Origin of the sequence: Flavobacterium sp. (assembly GCF_044349645.1) — a bacterium.
In the GTDB taxonomy this organism is placed as follows: domain Bacteria; phylum Bacteroidota; class Bacteroidia; order Flavobacteriales; family Flavobacteriaceae; genus Flavobacterium.
In genome coordinates this window covers 38,698-55,704 of the sequence record NZ_JBIKQP010000011.1, presented here as the reverse complement: position 1 = coordinate 55,704, position 17,007 = coordinate 38,698, and the positions used below count along the sequence as shown (strand labels likewise).

General features: G+C 33.1%; 18 protein-coding genes. 7 read left to right on the top strand and 11 right to left on the bottom strand.

All coding sequences use genetic code 11. The annotated features are described in order from the left end of the window. The 6 genes from AC9UFV_RS03895 to hemA all read right to left on the bottom strand — a co-directional run. Positions 1 to 487, bottom strand: a 487-nt coding sequence (locus AC9UFV_RS03895) for a coproporphyrinogen III oxidase (protein WP_509572979.1), incomplete at its 3' end; no start/stop codon positions are given. Between the two features lie 116 nt (positions 488 to 603). Continuing rightward, positions 604 to 1,155, bottom strand: a complete 552-nt coding sequence (locus AC9UFV_RS03890; protein WP_509572977.1) for a transposase — start codon at positions 1,153 to 1,155, stop codon at positions 604 to 606. 174 nt (positions 1,156 to 1,329) lie between these two features. Beyond that, on the bottom strand, positions 1,330 to 2,355 hold the full coding sequence (gene hemE, locus AC9UFV_RS03885; RefSeq protein ID WP_509572974.1) for a uroporphyrinogen decarboxylase: 1,026 nt from the start codon (positions 2,353 to 2,355) through the stop codon (positions 1,330 to 1,332). A gap of 47 nt (positions 2,356 to 2,402) precedes the next feature. Continuing rightward, positions 2,403 to 3,068 (bottom strand): uroporphyrinogen-III synthase, encoded by a 666-nt coding sequence (locus AC9UFV_RS03880; RefSeq protein ID WP_509572971.1) that lies wholly within the window; start codon positions 3,066 to 3,068, stop codon positions 2,403 to 2,405. Next, positions 3,061 to 3,987: a hydroxymethylbilane synthase gene (gene hemC, locus AC9UFV_RS03875; RefSeq protein ID WP_509572969.1), complete on the bottom strand. Its 927-nt coding sequence runs from the start codon at positions 3,985 to 3,987 to the stop codon at positions 3,061 to 3,063. The genes AC9UFV_RS03880 and hemC overlap by 8 nt, the downstream gene beginning before the upstream one ends. 34 nt (positions 3,988 to 4,021) lie before the next feature. Further along, positions 4,022 to 5,323 carry a glutamyl-tRNA reductase gene (gene hemA, locus AC9UFV_RS03870; RefSeq protein WP_509572967.1) on the bottom strand — a complete coding sequence of 434 codons (1,302 nt, stop codon included), beginning with the start codon at positions 5,321 to 5,323 and terminating at the stop codon, positions 4,022 to 4,024. Between the two features lie 228 nt (positions 5,324 to 5,551). Here hemA and AC9UFV_RS03865 point away from each other — a divergent pair, with 228 nt between their 5' ends. The 5 genes from AC9UFV_RS03865 to AC9UFV_RS03845 all read left to right on the top strand — a co-directional run bounded on the left by AC9UFV_RS03865 (position 5,552) and on the right by AC9UFV_RS03845 (position 10,392). After that, the gene (locus AC9UFV_RS03865) at positions 5,552 to 6,424 is read left to right on the top strand and encodes an AraC family transcriptional regulator (protein ID WP_509572964.1); all 873 of its coding nucleotides are present in this window, start codon (positions 5,552 to 5,554) and stop codon (positions 6,422 to 6,424) included. Positions 6,425 to 6,495: 71 nt separating this feature from the next. Next, the gene (hemH, locus tag AC9UFV_RS03860) at positions 6,496 to 7,509 is read left to right on the top strand and encodes a ferrochelatase (protein ID WP_509572962.1); all 1,014 of its coding nucleotides are present in this window, start codon (positions 6,496 to 6,498) and stop codon (positions 7,507 to 7,509) included. 68 nt (positions 7,510 to 7,577) lie between these two features. Continuing rightward, entirely contained in the window at positions 7,578 to 8,123 is a 546-nt protein-coding gene (locus AC9UFV_RS03855) for a CopD family protein (RefSeq protein ID WP_509572960.1), read from the top strand. A 3-nt stretch (positions 8,124 to 8,126) separates the two neighbouring features. Beyond that, positions 8,127 to 9,599, top strand: a complete 1,473-nt coding sequence (locus AC9UFV_RS03850; protein ID WP_509572958.1) for an ATP-binding protein — start codon at positions 8,127 to 8,129, stop codon at positions 9,597 to 9,599. 10 nt (positions 9,600 to 9,609) lie between these two features. Further along, positions 9,610 to 10,392: an enoyl-CoA hydratase/isomerase family protein gene (locus AC9UFV_RS03845; protein WP_509572956.1), complete on the top strand. Its 783-nt coding sequence runs from the start codon at positions 9,610 to 9,612 to the stop codon at positions 10,390 to 10,392. Between the two features lies 1 nt (position 10,393). Here the strand turns inward: AC9UFV_RS03845 and AC9UFV_RS03840 are convergent, their stop codons facing one another. From AC9UFV_RS03840 to AC9UFV_RS03830, 3 genes are all read right to left on the bottom strand, one after another. Then, the gene (locus AC9UFV_RS03840; RefSeq protein WP_509572954.1) at positions 10,394 to 11,047 is read right to left on the bottom strand and encodes an HD domain-containing protein; all 654 of its coding nucleotides are present in this window, start codon (positions 11,045 to 11,047) and stop codon (positions 10,394 to 10,396) included. A 77-nt stretch (positions 11,048 to 11,124) separates the two neighbouring features. Further along, positions 11,125 to 12,111, bottom strand: a complete 987-nt coding sequence (locus AC9UFV_RS03835) for an acyl-ACP desaturase (protein WP_509521030.1) — start codon at positions 12,109 to 12,111, stop codon at positions 11,125 to 11,127. A 54-nt stretch (positions 12,112 to 12,165) separates the two neighbouring features. Continuing rightward, positions 12,166 to 12,900: a lysophospholipid acyltransferase family protein gene (locus tag AC9UFV_RS03830; RefSeq protein WP_509572952.1), complete on the bottom strand. Its 735-nt coding sequence runs from the start codon at positions 12,898 to 12,900 to the stop codon at positions 12,166 to 12,168. Between the two features lie 146 nt (positions 12,901 to 13,046). Between AC9UFV_RS03830 and recA the strand changes: the two genes are divergently transcribed. Continuing rightward, on the top strand, positions 13,047 to 14,051 hold the full coding sequence (gene recA / locus AC9UFV_RS03825; protein ID WP_509572981.1) for a recombinase RecA: 1,005 nt from the start codon (positions 13,047 to 13,049) through the stop codon (positions 14,049 to 14,051). Positions 14,052 to 14,084: 33 nt separating this feature from the next. On the opposite strand, the gene AC9UFV_RS03820 is transcribed toward recA, so the two are convergent. Continuing rightward, positions 14,085 to 14,834, bottom strand: a complete 750-nt coding sequence (locus AC9UFV_RS03820) for a lysophospholipid acyltransferase family protein (RefSeq protein ID WP_509572950.1) — start codon at positions 14,832 to 14,834, stop codon at positions 14,085 to 14,087. A 70-nt stretch (positions 14,835 to 14,904) separates the two neighbouring features. On the opposite strand from AC9UFV_RS03820, the gene trpS reads away from it, so the two are divergent. Further along, positions 14,905 to 15,885 (top strand): tryptophan--tRNA ligase, encoded by a 981-nt coding sequence (trpS, locus tag AC9UFV_RS03815; RefSeq protein ID WP_509572948.1) that lies wholly within the window; start codon positions 14,905 to 14,907, stop codon positions 15,883 to 15,885. Here the strand turns inward: trpS and dprA are convergent. Then, the gene (gene dprA / locus AC9UFV_RS03810; protein ID WP_509572947.1) at positions 15,882 to 16,982 is read right to left on the bottom strand and encodes a DNA-processing protein DprA; all 1,101 of its coding nucleotides are present in this window, start codon (positions 16,980 to 16,982) and stop codon (positions 15,882 to 15,884) included. The genes trpS and dprA overlap by 4 nt on opposite strands. Between the last annotated feature and the right edge of the window lie 25 nt (positions 16,983 to 17,007).

Genomic DNA, 17,007 nt, shown 5'->3' with positions numbered 1-17,007 from the left:
GTTTTTTATATTTTGGATAAAAATCTGGATTGTGTTTGTCGCAAGCCGTTTTGCAAGTCTGATGAAAATGTTTTGCATCTTCTTCAAACAGATAATAAGGCGTTAAATCTTGACCGCCACCAAACCACGAATTGATTACATTTCCATTATCATCGTACATTTCGAAATAGCGCCAATTTGCGTGAACCGTTGGTACCATTGGATTTTTTGGATGCAAAACCAAACTCAATCCACAAGCAAAAAAATCAGCTTCACCCACTCCAAACATTTTCTGCATGGCTTCAGGTAATTTTCCGTGTACTGCAGAAATATTCACACCGCCTTTTTCGAAAACCGCTCCGTTTTCTATAACGCGTGTTCTTCCGCCACCGCCTTCAGGTCGTTCCCAAATATCCTCAAGGAATTTAGTTGCTCCATCAGCAGCTTCCAATCCTGCACAGATTTGGTCTTGTAGGGTTTGTATGTAGTGATAGAATTTATTTTTCATTATTTTTTTTTCTATCCTGCAAGGTTTTTTTAAACCTTGTAGGTCTATTATTTTAATACTCTATGATATTTTCTCATACTTAAACGGTTTTAATACCTTGTAGGATAATAATTGCTTTATTCGAAGGTGTATTTTTCTGTTAAAAAATCACTTTTCTGTTTGTGAGAAAAAATAAAATTTTCTCTTCCACCAAATAATTTCAAAACTTCTTTTCTATCTATTTTTGTTTCTTTATTGGAAATAAAAGCAAGATAGGATGAATATTTATACTCCTCGAATTTTAAATCTAAATGATGTTTTGGATTCAAGTGAACATACAATATTATTTGTTTCAAATATTCTTCATCATTCAATTTAATTCTTTTGAAGTGTTTTTCAAAAAGACTTCCGGTTCTGCCATTTTCCTTATTTAATGCTTTTGCATAAGAATTAAAAAAATTAGAAAATGCTTGAGTCACTATTTTTCCATCATCATTTAAACGAATAACCAAATGATAGTGATTGTTCATCAAACAAAAAGCAAATATTGAAATTTTGTCTGATAAATATTTTGAAAATTGTTTGAGAAAGAAATTTTTATTTTCATCATTTCCAAAGATCATACACCCATTAATTCCCCTGTTGTATATATGATAATAACCTTCTTTTTCTAAAACTTCTAATTTCATATTTTGGCTTTTACTTTTTTATTGCGACAAGGTATTTAAACCTTGTTGAGATCTTTTATGGCTTATATTATAATCCTATAAGGTTTTCAAGCCTTATAAGTTTTTTATTACTTGTGTCGACTCTTATACCTACAAGGTTTTGCAAACCTTGCAGGATAGCTATCTGCAGACGGCTTATTTACCATACTCCTTCACCGCATCCACAAACGCCTTCGCGTGATCTACAGGAATATTTGGTAGAATTCCGTGACCTAAATTAACTACGTATTTGTCTTTTCCGAATTCGTCTATCATTTGGTGAACCATTTTCTTGATAACTGGAATTGGCGAAAGCAAACGACTTGGGTCAAAATTTCCTTGCAAAGTGATGTTTCCACCTGATAAATATCTTGCGTTTCTTGCAGAACAAGTCCAATCTACTCCTAAAGCTGAAGCCCTGCTTTTTCCCATTTCTCCCAAAGCAAACCAACATCCTTTTCCGAAAACAATAACATGTGTTTCATCTGCCAAAGCTTCTACGATTTGGTTGATGTATTTCCATGAAAATTCTTGATAATCCAGAGGCGAAAGCATTCCGCCCCAAGAATCGAAAATCTGAACGGCATCAACACCTGCTTTCACTTTTTCTTTCAAATATAAAATAGTGGTATCGGTAATTTTTTGTAATAATACGTGTGCCGCAACTGGATTAGAAAAACAAAATCCTTTGGCAGTATCAAAACTTTTTGAGCCTTTTCCTTCCACAGCATAACAGAAAATCGTCCACGGTGAACCTGCGAAACCAATTAATGGAACTTCATCGTTCAACATTTCTTGGGTCAATTTAATTGCGTCCATTACGTAACCCAAGGTTTCATGGATATTTGGAACGATCACTTTTTCGACATCTTGAATAGTACGAATTGGGTTTGGTAAAAACGGTCCAATGTTTTCTTTCATCAAGACTTCAATTCCCATTGCTTGAGGCACAACCAAAATATCCGAGAATAATATAGCTGCATCTGGTGCAATTCTGCGAATGGGTTGAACGGTGATTTCAGCTGCTAATTCTGGCGTTTGACAACGGGTAAAAAAATCATATTTATCGCGTAATGCGATGAATTCTGGCAAATATCTTCCCGCTTGACGCATCATCCAAACTGGTGGACGCTCCACTGTTTCTCCACGTAATGCTTTTAAAAATAGGTCGTTCTTTATCATTTATTTTGCTTTATGCTAAAAGCTAAATGCTCTAAGCTAATTTTTATTTATCTAAATTCTGCAATTGCATCCTCAATCACTTCTTCAATTGAAGGTTGATTTGCAACGATTATATTTTTTACCGTATTTGGCAAAGCTGCAGCAGTGGTTTCACCAATGCAAAAACAGATTTCCTTTTTTAATTTGTTTTCCATTAAATAACTTTCCACTCCCGAAGGACTAAAAAATAAAATAGCTTCTACCGCTTCTTTAATTTTTTTTGGAGTTAACGATGTTTCGTATACCTGTATTTCATTGAACTTAATTTTCGCTTCTTTCAGTGCCTTTGGCAATGTTTCTTTCCGTAAATTTCCACTGAAAAAAGTATAGCTTTCATTACTATAAATCAACGCGATAATTTCAGCTAAATCAGCCGCGTAATCAACGTAAACGATAACATTAAATCCGTTTTCTTCTAATAATGCCTTTGTTTTTATTCCAACGCAAAAAACATTTTTCGATTTTAATTCTTGACATTTAGGATGAAGCAAAACACTTTGAGCCGCATTTTGACTCGTGAAAATTAAGTTGGAATTGATTTCAGTAAGCTCAAAATTTTGATTTTTTGTAGCGATAAAATCTTCTTCAATAACTGAAAAATAGGCGTTTTCTAAAGTTTCTCTTTGAGATGGAGAAAGCACTTTTGTAGATAATATAGGAACCAAGCTACTCATCTTTTTTCAGAGATTCTTTAATGTTAATCATCAGTTCTTCACCATCATTATTTAAAATTTCCTTAGCCAGTTCAAATCCGATTTTCTTCCATTGTTCAATTGGAACTACTCGTTCAACTTCTATTTTTTGAGTTCCATCAATCGAGAAAAGCGCGCCTTTAAACTCGATGGTGTCTTCAGTGAATTTTGCAATTGCACCAATTGGCGCGGTACATCCGCCTTCCAGTGTTCGTAAAAACTGTCTTTCTATATAAGTGCAAATATCGGTTTCTAAATCGTTTAATTCGGAAACTGCTTGCCAGCAAAATTCGTCATTTGCCATTGCTAAAATTACCATTGCGCCTTGAGCTGGTGCAGGAATCATCCAGTCCAAGACTTCGTATTTTTCTGGTTTAAGTCCAATTCTCTCCAGTCCCGCTGCCGCAAATATAGCTCCGTTCCAATCATTATCATTCAGTTTTTGCATTCTCAAATTCACATTTCCACGTAAATCAATTACTTTGTGATTCGGATATTTATGCATCCATTGCGCTTGACGACGCAAACTTCCGGAGGCAATTGTGGCTTCTTGGGATAGAAAATCTAAATTGGTTTTATAAATCAAAAGGTCTTTTTCGTTGGCTCTTTCTAAAACTGCCGCTTGAATAATTCCTTCGGGTAATGCAGTAGGAACGTCTTTCATGGAATGAACAGCAATGTCAACTTGACCGTTAATCATAGCAATATCAAGGGTTTTCGTGAAAATCCCCGTAATTCCTAATTCATATAATGGTTTGTTTAAAATAATGTCACCCGTAGATTTTACCGCAACAATTTCGGTTTTATAGCCTAAATCGTTTAATTTTTTTTCCACTGTGTGTGCTTGCCAAAGTGCTAATTCACTATCACGAGTTCCGATACGTATCACTTTTTGAGCCATTATTAAGTAGTTTTGAAATCTTTACTTCAAGATTTTAGGATAGTGTAATTTTATATTTTTCTTCTATTTCTGAAGTTTTTTTAACTGGTAATTGATTCCCGATTTGGAAAACCTTTTCAATAAATTCAATACTTTCATCAACAGAAGTGTTTTCGTCTTTTAGGTGACTTGCAAAATGATTGGTGATTTTTTGAATAATTCTAGCACTAATTAATTCGGCTTGTTCTTCATCAAAATTAGGCAGTTTCTTGCGTTGGTAAGTCAATTCATTTTCAACAATGTCGTTTAATTTTGCTTTTAATGCGTGAATAGTTGGCGCATGTTTTCTACCATTCATCCATATATTAAATTCCATTTTGAAATCTTCAATAATCGCTTCGGCAGCTGGGATGTGTTGCTTTCTACGTTCTAATGTATCGTCGGTCATTTGAGATAAATGATCCATATGAATTAAAGTTACTCCTTCTAAATCGGTTACATTTTTGTGAACGTTTTTCGGAATCGATAAATCTAGGATTAATATTGGCTTTTTAAGATTCAAAATAGCTTTGTCGATTGTAGGATTTTGAGCGCCAGTTGCCACCACAACCACATCCGCTTTTTGAAGTTCCAAATGCAATTCGGCATAATCTTTAACGATCAAATTCAATTTTCCAGCCAGTTTTTCTGCCTTATCTTTTGTTCTATTGATAAGGGTAATTTGTTCGTTTTTGGTATGTTTTACCAAATTTTCACAAGTGTTTCTCCCGATTTTTCCTGTACCAAAAAGTAAAATATTTTTGTTTCCAATATCTTCAACATTTTTGATGATATATTGAACCGATGCAAATGAAACAGAAGTGGCGCCAGAGCTAATTTCAGTATCGGTTTTGATTTTCTTGCTCGCTTGAATTACGGCATTTATCAATCGATCTAAATAGGTGTTTATTAATCCTAATTTTCTTGATGCTGCAAAACTCAATTTCAATTGACTGATTATCTCAAAATCTCCAAGAATTTGACTGTCTAAACCAGTTCCCACTTGGAAAATATGATTAATCGCTTCTTGTCCTTTGTAGATAAAACCAAACTCTTGAAACTCTTCAACTTTTCCGTGGCTGTGTTCGCAAATTAGTTTTATCAGTTGGAATGGGTGTTCCGCAAAACCATAAACTTCAGTTCTGTTGCAGGTTGAAGTCACAATCAAACTTTCAATACCTTCTTTCTTTGCTTGTTTTAGCAAACGAGTTTTGGCTACGGAATCCAAACTAAATTTCCCTCTGATTTCGGCATCCGCTTTTTTATAGCTTAATCCTACAGAATAAAAATAGAGCTGTTTCGATTGATTGTTTTTCATAAATTGACTTTCAATAATGTTCAGCAAAATTATATCTATAGTTTATATAAAAACAACGCTTAAAGGACTATTTGTGTCGCTATGAGATTTTTTAGCTTTAAATCGTTATTTTTGTATTTATATTTCTATTTTTGCACTAAATTAGGATAGTTTAACGTAGATTATTTAGATGCATTCTAAATAAAAAAGACATCAAACTAGTGTTTTTTTAATAAAAAAAATATCGCTATGGGTTCTCAAGAAGTAATAAAAATTGAAGATGATTTTATCTTAATTCGCTTTCAAAATGATGAAAATGAACCTTTTCATGTTGAAAAACAAATAAATCAAGGGCTTATTCAATTTCATTTTGGAATAAAAGGAAAAGCAAAATTTATTTTCAATCAAGGAAATTACACCTTGGATTTAAAGGAAGAAAAAGCGCTGTTGCTTTATAATCCTCAAAAAGAATTGCCATTAAATTTATTTTTAGAACCTCAAACTTGGGTGATTTCTGTAATCATTTCGATCAAAAAATTTCACGCCTTATTTTCTACGGAAGCCAGTTATATTCCATTTTTGAGTGGTGAAAACCAAGATAAAAAATATTATAACGAAAGTGATATCAGCCCTTCAATGGCAATTGTTTTAAGTCAATTGTTTCATTATAATTTGCATCCAAATATAAAAAACCTTTATTATAAAGGAAAAGGATATGAATTATTGAGTTTGTATTTCAATCGCTCTGAAGATCCAAATGCTGAGCAATGTCCGTTTTTAATTGACGAAGAAAATGTCATGAAAATTAAAAAAGCAAAGGAAATTGTAATTGCAAATATGGCTGAACCTCCAGGATTACAAGAACTAGCGGATCAAGTAGGGTTGAATTTGAAAAAATTAAAAATGGGATTCAAACAAATTTATGGAGATACTGTTTATGGCTTTCTTTTTGATTACAAAATGGAGTGTGCTCGTAAATTATTGGACAGTGGTTCTTATAATGTAAATGAAGTTGGTTTGAAAATTGGTTACAGTACGGGAAGCCATTTTATAGCAGCTTTCAAAAAGAAATTTGCGACCACGCCAAAAAAATATTTGATGGCAATCAATCCCAATACATAATTCAAAATAATTAGTAAATCATAATAATAAAAAGTAAGTTTAATTTACTTTTATAAATAAATATAAAAAATATGAAAGGTGTATTATTAGTCAATTTAGGTTCTCCAGAAAGCCCAACTCCAAAAGATGTTAAGCCGTATTTGGATGAATTTTTAATGGATAAATATGTAATTGATGTTCCTTTTTTGCTTCGTGCATTATTGGTTCGTGGAATTATTCTACAAACAAGACCTAAGAAATCAGCTGCTGCTTATGCAAAAATATGGTGGGAAGAAGGTTCGCCATTGGTAGTAATTTCTGAAAGAATGCAGAAAAAAGTTCAGCAATTATCATCAATTCCAGTGGGATTGGCAATGCGTTATGGTAAAATGTCCATCTTAAAAGGATTACAAGAATTGAAAGATAAAGGTGTTGACGAAGTGATGTTGTTTCCGTTATATCCGCAACACGCGATGGCCTCTACAACTACCATTTTAGAATTGGCCGAAGAGCACCGAAAAAAGTACTTTCCTGAAATGAAATTCACCATTGTACCTGCATTTTATAACAAACCAGATTACATTTCAAGTTTGTCACATTCTATCAAAAAACATTTAGAGGGGTTTGAATACGATCATTTATTGTTTTCGTATCACGGAATCCCGGAGCGTCATATTCGTAAAACGGACATCACAAAATCACATTGTAAAATTGACGGATCTTGTTGTAACACCCCTTCGCCAGCACATGAATTTTGTTACCGCCACCAATGTTACGAAACCACAAAACAAGTGGTAAAATATTTAGGAATTCCAGAAGGGAAATACAGCCAAACGTTCCAATCAAGATTGGCAGGGGATAAATGGTTAACGCCATACACCGATGTGGAAGTCAATAAAATGCCTAAAAAAGGAATTAAGAATTTGGCAGTAGTTACACCAGCATTTGTCTCTGATTGTTTAGAAACCTTAGAAGAAATTGCAATGGAAGCCAGCCATGAATTCAAAGAAAACGGAGGAGAGAATTTCATGGCTATTCCATGTATGAATGATGGTGACGAATGGTGCCAAACAGTTGCGAATTGGATTGAAAATTGGGCAAAGTAAAAATGTTAAAAGTTTAAGGTTTAAAGTTATATAACGAACTAAAACTTTAAACTTCAAAAAAACAACAAATGGAATACTACAACTACCTAAAATCGCTACACCTCATCTTTGTAATCACATGGTTTGCAGGGCTTTTTTATATTGTGCGTCTTTTTGTTTACCAAATTGAAGCCAACGATAAGCCGTCCCCTGAAAAGGAAATTTTACAAAACCAATATAAAATAATGACCTATCGTTTGTGGTACATTATTACCTGGCCAAGTGCGATTTCAGCAACTTTATTTGCACTTTCATTATTGCATTTAAACCCTGATTTAATGGGAATGTCATGGATGCAGGTGAAATTAGTATTTGTAGTTTTATTGTTTTTTTATCATTTTAAATGTCATCAAATTTATTTGCAATTGCAAAATAATGAAGTTAAATACACCTCTAATTTTATGCGTTTGTGGAATGAAGGGGCGACAATAATTCTTTTTGCAGTAGTATTTTTAGTAGTTTTAAAAAATGCCTTTAACTGGATTTATGGTGTTGTAGGAATCTTCCTTTTTTCAATTATAATTATGTTAGGATTTAAAATGTACAAACGAATTCGAGAGAAAAACAAGTCGTAAATTATGGCAGCCAAATTCAAAATGTCAATGCTTTCACTTCGAACTAGGATTTTCCTATCGATGATAGTATTGGTTTTGATAGCTTCTATTTTAATGGCTTCTATTTCGATTATTCAGTTTAAAAACGAATCCAAAGTATATCATCAGGAGCGATTGGAGCGAAAAGAAACGGCAATTAATGAACATATAAATTATGTCCTTGCCAATACAACCTATCCACTTTCGGCCAATAATTTAGACTTGATTTTTAAAGATAAAATTCATGAATTGTCTCAAATTCACGGTTTAGAAATTAATATTTTTGGGTTGGACGGAAAATTATTAAAATCATCAAAAGCTTCTTTTTCTGTTGATCCCGTTGCGCCTCCGATTCCAAAATACATATTGAAATTGGTTCAATCTTCCATAGAAAAAAGATACGTTGACATTAAGAATATCGACGGAGTTAAAAACCGGTCTTCCTATAGTATTATAAAAGATGAAAAGTTCAAACCATTAGGAATTTTAAACATTCCATATGTGGAAGACGATAGTTTTTATGAAGCAGAACTTCAAAATTTCTTAATAAAACTAGGCCAGGTTTATGCATTTATGTTGGTAATTGCATTTGGAGTTGCTTATTTCCTTTCAACCTATATCACGAAATCATTAAAAACAATTTCTGACAAGTTACGAGACACCAGTTTAGATCAGAAAAACGAGAAAATTGTATTGGAAGCAAATAGCAAAGAAATCAATTTGTTGATTCGTGCTTATAACGGAATGGTAAACGAATTAGAGGAAAGTGCCTTAAAATTAGCCCAAAGTGAAAGAGAAGAAGCTTGGCGCGAAATGGCGAAACAGGTTGCTCACGAAATTAAAAATCCGCTTACGCCAATGCGATTAACGGTACAAAGTTTTCAAAGAAAATTTGATCCCAACGATCCAGATTTAAAGCAAAAACTAAACGATTATTCTAAAACTTTGATCCAGCAAATTGACACCATGAGTTCGGTTGCATCGGCGTTTTCTAATTTTGCATCTATGCCAGCGCAACAAAACGAAACTTTAAATGTGGTGAATGTAGTTGAATTGACATTGGATATTTTCAATGAAGATTATATCGTTTTTGAAAGTGAAGAAAAAGAGATAATTTCTAAAATGGATCGCGCGCAATTGATTCGTGTAATTACGAATTTAGTTAAAAATGCGATCCAATCAATACCAGAATATCAAACAGAAAAAACCATTTTAGTATCGGTAAAGAAAGAAGAAAACAACGTTCTTATTTTAGTAAAAGACAATGGAATTGGCATTGAAACTGAAAATATAGATCGAATATTTGAACCTAAATTCACCACCAAAAATAGCGGAATGGGATTGGGATTAGGAATTATTAAGAATATTATTGAAAATTATAAAGGATCAATTACATTTGAAACAGAATATGGAAAAGGAGCGACTTTCACCGTTTCTTTACCGATAATTAATTCATAAAATCAGCAAAATGAACTACGAAAATATCTTAGTTTCTCAAGAAACAAACAGTGCAACAGTTACAATCAATCGTCCTACAAAATTGAACGCTTTGAATAAAGCAACGATTATCGAATTGCAACACGCTTTCACGACTTTGGAAAAAAACAAAGAAATCCGAGTAATAATTCTAACAGGAAGTGGCGAAAAAGCTTTTGTTGCAGGGGCTGATATTTCAGAGTTTGCTCATTTTTCAGAAAGCGAAGGAGCTGATTTGGCTTTGCAAGGACAAACAGGATTATTCGATTTAATTGAAAATTTATCCACCCCAGTAATTGCTGCCGTTAATGGATTTGCCCTAGGCGGAGGATTAGAATTAGCGATGTCTTGTCATTTTAGAGTGGCTTCTGAAAATGCCAAAATGGGATTGCCAGAAGTTACCCTTGGTGTAATTCCAGGTTATGGCGGCACCCAAAGATTGCCACAATTAGTTGGAAAAGGGAAAGCTATGGAAATGATTCTCACTGCTGGAATGTTAAATGCAGAAGAGGCAAAGACTTATGGGTTAGTTAATTATGTTCTTCCACAAGAAACCCTTTTAGATTTTTGTAAGGAGATGGGACAAAAAATCAGTAAAAATTCTCCAGTTGCAATTGGCTATGCTATTAAAGCTATTAACGCTAATTTTAAAGAAGGTGTAAATGGGTTTAAAACGGAGATTGAAGCATTTGGAAAATGTTTCGCAACCGCAGATTTTAAAGAAGGAACAACAGCCTTTTTAGAAAAAAGAAAGCCAGATTTTAAGGGAGAATAAATTATTTTTCACCGTTCCATTCCGCGTAAAACTGGGTTAAAAACTGCTCCATAAATTCGTGACGCTGGGCTGCAATTTCTTTGCCGGTTTTAGTGTTCATTCTATCTTTTAAAAGCAGCAGTTTTTCATAGAAATGATTAATTGTTGGTGCGTCCGAATTTTTATATTCTTCTATACTCATGTTGAGATTTGGTTTAATCTCTGGGTTGTAAATCGCTCTGTTTTTAAATCCACCATAATTGAAAGTTCTAGCAACACCAATTGCTCCAATAGCGTCTAGACGATCGGCATCCTGAACAATATCCAATTCTAAAGAACTAAATTTCTTAGTTTCATGACCGCCTTTAAAGGAAATATTTTCAATAATATTAATTACATGTTCGATTGTGTTTTCAGGAACATGCTTACTTTCTAAAAATAATTTAGCTTTTTTTGGGCCAATTGTTTCATCACCGTCATGAAATTTACTGTCAGCGATATCGTGAAGTAAAGCGCCCAATTGTACAATTAAAATATCACAATTTTCTCCATTTGCGATAAGCGCAGCATTTTTATAAACGCGTTCTATATGAAACCAATCGTGTCCACCTTCTGCATTTTCAAGTTCTTTTTTTACAAATGCAATCGTTTCGTTTATTAGATTTTGATTTGTCATAAAATTATATTTAAAAAAAATGTTGAATCTTAAAGAGTTACTTCAAAATCCAACATTTAGTATACTAAGTTGTTTTATTAAATTCTTGCTGGCTCAACCCATTTAAACACTTGAGACTCTTGAGGGATGATTAATCTTTCAGAAATTTTAGCCATTCTTGAAGGAAGTTTCATCAAATAATCTCTAGCTTTTTCTGCTTCATCAGTTAAATTTGAAATTTTATCAATTTCCCATTTATCGATTAATTTTTGCATGATTTCCACATAATCGTTTGCGGTATAAACTCCAATTCTTTGTGCAGAATCTGAAAAATGTTCAAAAGCAGAGCTTATTTTCTCTCCGGATTCTCTCAAAAATTGTGCTGGCATAACAATTTTTTGTTTCATCATGTATTGAAAAGCTAGCATCATTTCGCTTGGATCTACCTGGAAAATACGGTTTACAAATTCACTATAAGCATGGTGGTGACGCATTTCATCACCGGCAATCATTTTGCAAATTTTAGATAATTTATTATCACCATAAGATTTTGCTAATTGCGCCACACGATTATGAGAAACATAAGTCGCTAATTCTTGGAAACTAGTATAAACAAAATTTTTATAAGGATCTCTTCCTGTTCCAATATCAAAACCATCATTAATTAAATGTTGGGTTGTAATTTCTACCTCACGCATGTTTACCCGACCCGACAAATAAAGGTATTTATTTAATAAATCTCCATGACGGTTTTCTTCGCCAGTCCATTGTCGGACCCATTTAGACCATCCATTTGCTTCTACCTGATCAACTCCTTCTACGTCCATTAACCAAGATTCATAGGTTGGTAAAGCTTCTTCTGTAATGGTATCGCCAACTAATGTAACCCAAAAATCGTATGGTAAATCTTTTGCTATTTCTCTTAATTCTCTAACTTCTTCATAGAAGTTTTCACTTTGCGAATTAGGTAAAAAATCGGTAGGTTGCCAAATAGTTTCAACAGGAATAAGGTAATTGTCTACAAAAGTGTCTACATTTTTTTCAAGAAATTGCATCACTTCGAGACGCATGTTTTTTATTGACATAATTTTTTATTTTAGATTTATAGCCTAATTTTTTTGAGCTACAAATCAAATTTATTAAGTAATGATACTTTTAGTTATAACGTCTTCTGTTATATTAGTTAATTCATCAACATCTGAATCTTTAACAGAAATTGCTTCGTGAATAGTAAACTTAATTCTAATCCCGAGGCCGAAGGGCAAAAAGCCAAATTTAAAGAATTTCCACGAATTATTGATAGTAATTGGCACAACATATGCTGAAGGCGCGTATTTACACAGAATTTTTAATCCGCTTTTGGCAAATTCTTTAGGTTTTCCGGTTCTTGTTCTTGTTCCTTCAGGGAAAATTACAGCTGATCGATTCGTTTTTTCAATATATTCAGATAATTTTTTGATTTCGATAATCGCTTGTTTGGGATCATTTCTATCAATTAAAACTGATCCACCATGATTTAAATTGTAGGAAATACTTGGAACTCCCTTTCCTAATTCTTTTTTGCTTACAAATTTTGGATGAAATCTTCTCAAAAACCAAATGATTCCGATAATATCGTACATGCTCTGGTGATTGGCAACGAAAATAATTGGAACCCCATTTGGAATTAATTCACGATTTTCAATTTTGAAGGTAATTCCTAATAAATGTGCGATTCTAAGTAATATAAAATTGAGGTAATCAACACTTTTTTTATGGGCTTGGTAGCCAAAAAGGTTAAAGCAAATCCACTGAATAGGATGAAAAATGACTATTGTTAGCAAAAACAGAAGTAAGCTAATTATAGAAATTGGATAGGATATTATTTTTTCCATTGCTTTATTATTGCGGTCAAAAGTACGAAATTATTATTTTATAGATGTTTTTTTTATGATTCTAAATTCTTTATTAATTCCCACTTGTAACTTCAAAAAAAAGCACTATTTTTACTAAAAATAAGTGAAACTAAATGAAAGAAAAGATGAGTTCAGAAAAAGAAGCCAAATTAAAAGCCCTCCAACTAACATTAGACAAATTAGACAAGACTTATGGTAAGGGAACCGTAATGAAAATGGGGGACAAAGCCGTTGAAGAAGTAGAAACAATCTCATCAGGATCATTAGGATTGGATTTAGCTTTAGGAGTAAATGGATATCCAAGAGGTAGAGTTATTGAAATATATGGTCCAGAATCTTCAGGAAAAACTACTTTAACATTACATGCTATTGCCGAAGCTCAAAAAGTAGGAGGTATTGCCGCTTTTATAGATGCTGAACACGCTTTTGATAGAACTTACGCTGAAAAATTAGGCGTTGATATTGAGAATTTAATTATTTCTCAACCAGATAATGGAGAACAAGCATTGGAAATTGCTGAGAATTTAATACGTTCAGGAGCAATTGATATTGTTGTAATTGACTCTGTAGCAGCTTTAACACCAAAAAGTGAAATTGAAGGTGAAATGGGTGATTCTAAAATGGGATTACATGCTCGTTTAATGTCACAAGCACTAAGAAAATTAACCGGAACAATCAGTAAAACAAATTGTACCGTATTCTTTATCAATCAGTTGAGAGAGAAAATTGGAGTTATGTTTGGAAGTCCAGAAACTACAACTGGAGGAAATGCATTGAAGTTTTATGCCTCTGTAAGACTTGATATTCGTCGTTCTACTCAAATTAAAGACGGTGAAAATGTGATTGGAAACAGAACTAAAGTTAAAGTGGTGAAAAATAAAGTTGCGCCACCATTTAAAGTTGCCGAATTTGATATTATGTACGGTGAAGGAGTTTCAAAATCGGGAGAGATACTTGATTTAGCTGTAGAATTTGAAATAATAAAAAAATCGGGATCTTGGTTCAGTTATGGTGAAACTAAATTAGGTCAAGGGCGTGATGCCGTAAAAGCTCTAATTAAAGACAACCCAGAAATGGCTGACGAATTAGAACATAAAATTAAAGAACACATTAAAGAAGTTAATGCTTAAATAAAAAAAATGCTCATGAAAATGAGCATTTTTTTATCCGTTATATTCTAAAAGTTGCTTTTGAATTCTATTCCAAGACTGAGTTTTTATTTCTCGAATATCATTTTTATTTTCAATTGTCATTCCAGTAGTATTTATAAATGGATGCACTTTTGCTCTCATAATTCCCATGCTTCCACTAAAAAAAGTATAAGACATTCTCTTTTTATTATCTGGGAAAGTTATTGGAACTATCGGAATTTGATGTTCAATTGCCAAGCGAAATGCACCATCTTTAAAATCGGCCAAAACGATAGATTCATCAGATGGGACTCCACCTTCAGGGAAAATACAGATACTTAATCCTTGTCTTAATCTTTTTTGTGCTTGTTCAAAAACTTCCATTCGGCTTCTTGAATTACTTCTATCCACTAAAATACAGCTGCGTTTATAGAAAAACCCAAAAAGTGGAATTTTTGCCAATTCAATTTTTCCTACAAATACAAAAGGCTGGTTTGAAACCGCTAGCATCAACATTATGTCGGTCATTGAGGTATGATTGGCAATTAACATATAGCTTTTATTTGCCTCAAATTTTTGTTCGCGTTCAATTTTATAATAAAAACCAGTCCCAAAAAGTCCTACTTTTGCCCATATTCTTGCCAAAACAAAGAAATACGGATACCACTTTTCTTTAAGCAGAAATAGGAACATTATTGGCCCCATTATTACTAAAGGCAACGCTAACATAATGTGAAACCAGATTCGCCAAAGGAACCAGAATGTATTTTTTATTAATTTCATAATGTCAAAAATACATATTTCTCTGTTATTTTTGATACAAAGGTTTAACTTTGCGGTAAACAATAAAATAATGTCAAAGATTTTAACAGGTATTCAAAGTACAGGGACTCCTCATTTAGGAAATTTGTTGGGCGCTATTATTCCAGCAATTGAGCTGTCTAATAAACCAGAAAACGAATCGTTTCTTTTCATTGCCGATTTGCATTCTATAACTCAAATTAAGGATGGCGAAACTTTAAGAGCAAATACTTATAGTACCGCTGCTGCTTGGTTAGCATGTGGTTTAGACGTAAATAAAGTGATTTTTTATCGTCAATCCGATGTTCCTCAAACTGCAGAATTAGCTTGGTATTTGAGCTGTTTTTTCCCATATCAAAGATTGACATTAGCCCATTCATTTAAAGATAAATCAGACCGTTTAGAAGATGTAAATGCAGGATTATTTTCTTATCCAATGTTGATGGCAGCTGATATTTTGTTGTATGATGCCCAATTTGTACCTGTTGGAAAAGACCAATTACAGCACATTGAAATTACTCGTGATGTTGCGGCTCGTTTTAACCACCAAATGGGTGAAACATTCGTATTACCAGAATCCAATGTTCAAGAAGAAACCAAATATGTTCCAGGAACAAATGGAGGAAAAATGAGTAAATCGGCAAATAATATCATTAATATTTTCTTAGATGATAAATCTTTGCGCAAGCAAATTATGTCAATTGAGAGCGATAGCACTCCGATTGAAGCGCCAAAAAACACTGAAACTTGTAATATATTTGCTATTTATAAATTATTAGCAACCGATTCTCAAATTCAGAAAATGAGAGAAAATTATGCTAATGCAAATGCCGATTATGGTTACGGCCACGCCAAACAAGAATTATTTGAATTAATTATTGAAAAATTCAAAACGGAGCGTGAAAAGTACAACTACTACATGAGCAATCATGAAGAGGTGGATAAAGAATTATTTCGCGGAGCTGAAAAGGCTGCAGTAATTGCAAATGGAGTTTTAAAAAGAGTCCGTCAAAAGCTAGGATTTAGTTTCTAAATCGCTTCAAAAAGTTTCCCCGGTAATGGCCTAACTACGCCTTTTAATTCCATATTCAATAGAATTCCCGATATTTTGTAAATGGGCAAATCACATTCCAAAGCTATAATATCTAGTATTTCTTTACCTGATTTTAAAAGGTAATCGTAAATTTTTTGCTCTTCATTTTCTAAGGTTACAAATAATTTTTTTTGAACAGAGCGAGTTGTTTTTTCGATATCCCAATTTAAAATATAAACTAAATCGGCAGCGCTCGTAAGCAAATTTGCTTTTTGAGTTTTAATCAAATTATTACATCCTAAACTTAATTTATCCGAAGTTCTTCCTGGAACTGCAAAAACATCCCGATTGTAATCGTTAGCTAAATTGGCGGTAATTAAGGAACCTCCTTTTATTGCAGATTCAATTACAATTGTTGCCTCAGAAATCCCAGCAACAATCCGATTTCTTTTTACAAAATTCTCTTTTTCAGGATTGGTCCCGCTCCAATATTCGGTCATAAATCCCCCATTTTGTTCTATTTTTGAAACGTATTTTTTGTGAGAACTAGGATAAATTTGATCCAACCCATGCGCAACTATTCCTATTGTTTGCAAGTCGTTTTCAATTGCTGCTTGGTGAGCAACAATGTCAACGCCATAAGCAAAACCGCTAACAATTATTGGATTTAAGGGGGCCAATTCTGAGATTAAAGATTTACAAAATTCAATCCCATATGAAGTGACTTTTCTTGTACCCACAATACTTATAATCTTTCGGTTATTAAAGTCAATAGTTCCTGTTGAAAATAAAAGTAACGGGCCATCAATACAATGTTTTAGTCTTTCAGGATAGGATTTGTCTTGGAAAAACGAAACATTTATTTTATTATTTATTATATATTTTAATTCAACTTCAGCTTTAGCAAATATAGATTTATCTTTCAATTTCGAAATTAATACCGATCCAATTCCGACAATTGATGTAAGTTGGGAAGCTTTAGAATTGAAAATTGCAGCTGCGTTTTCGCAATGAGTGAGTAGTTTTTTGGCAACAATATCGCCCACACCTTCTACTTTTTGTAATGCTAATAGGTAATATAATTCGGTTTCATTCATGGCATAGATTTATTTCAGTAATATA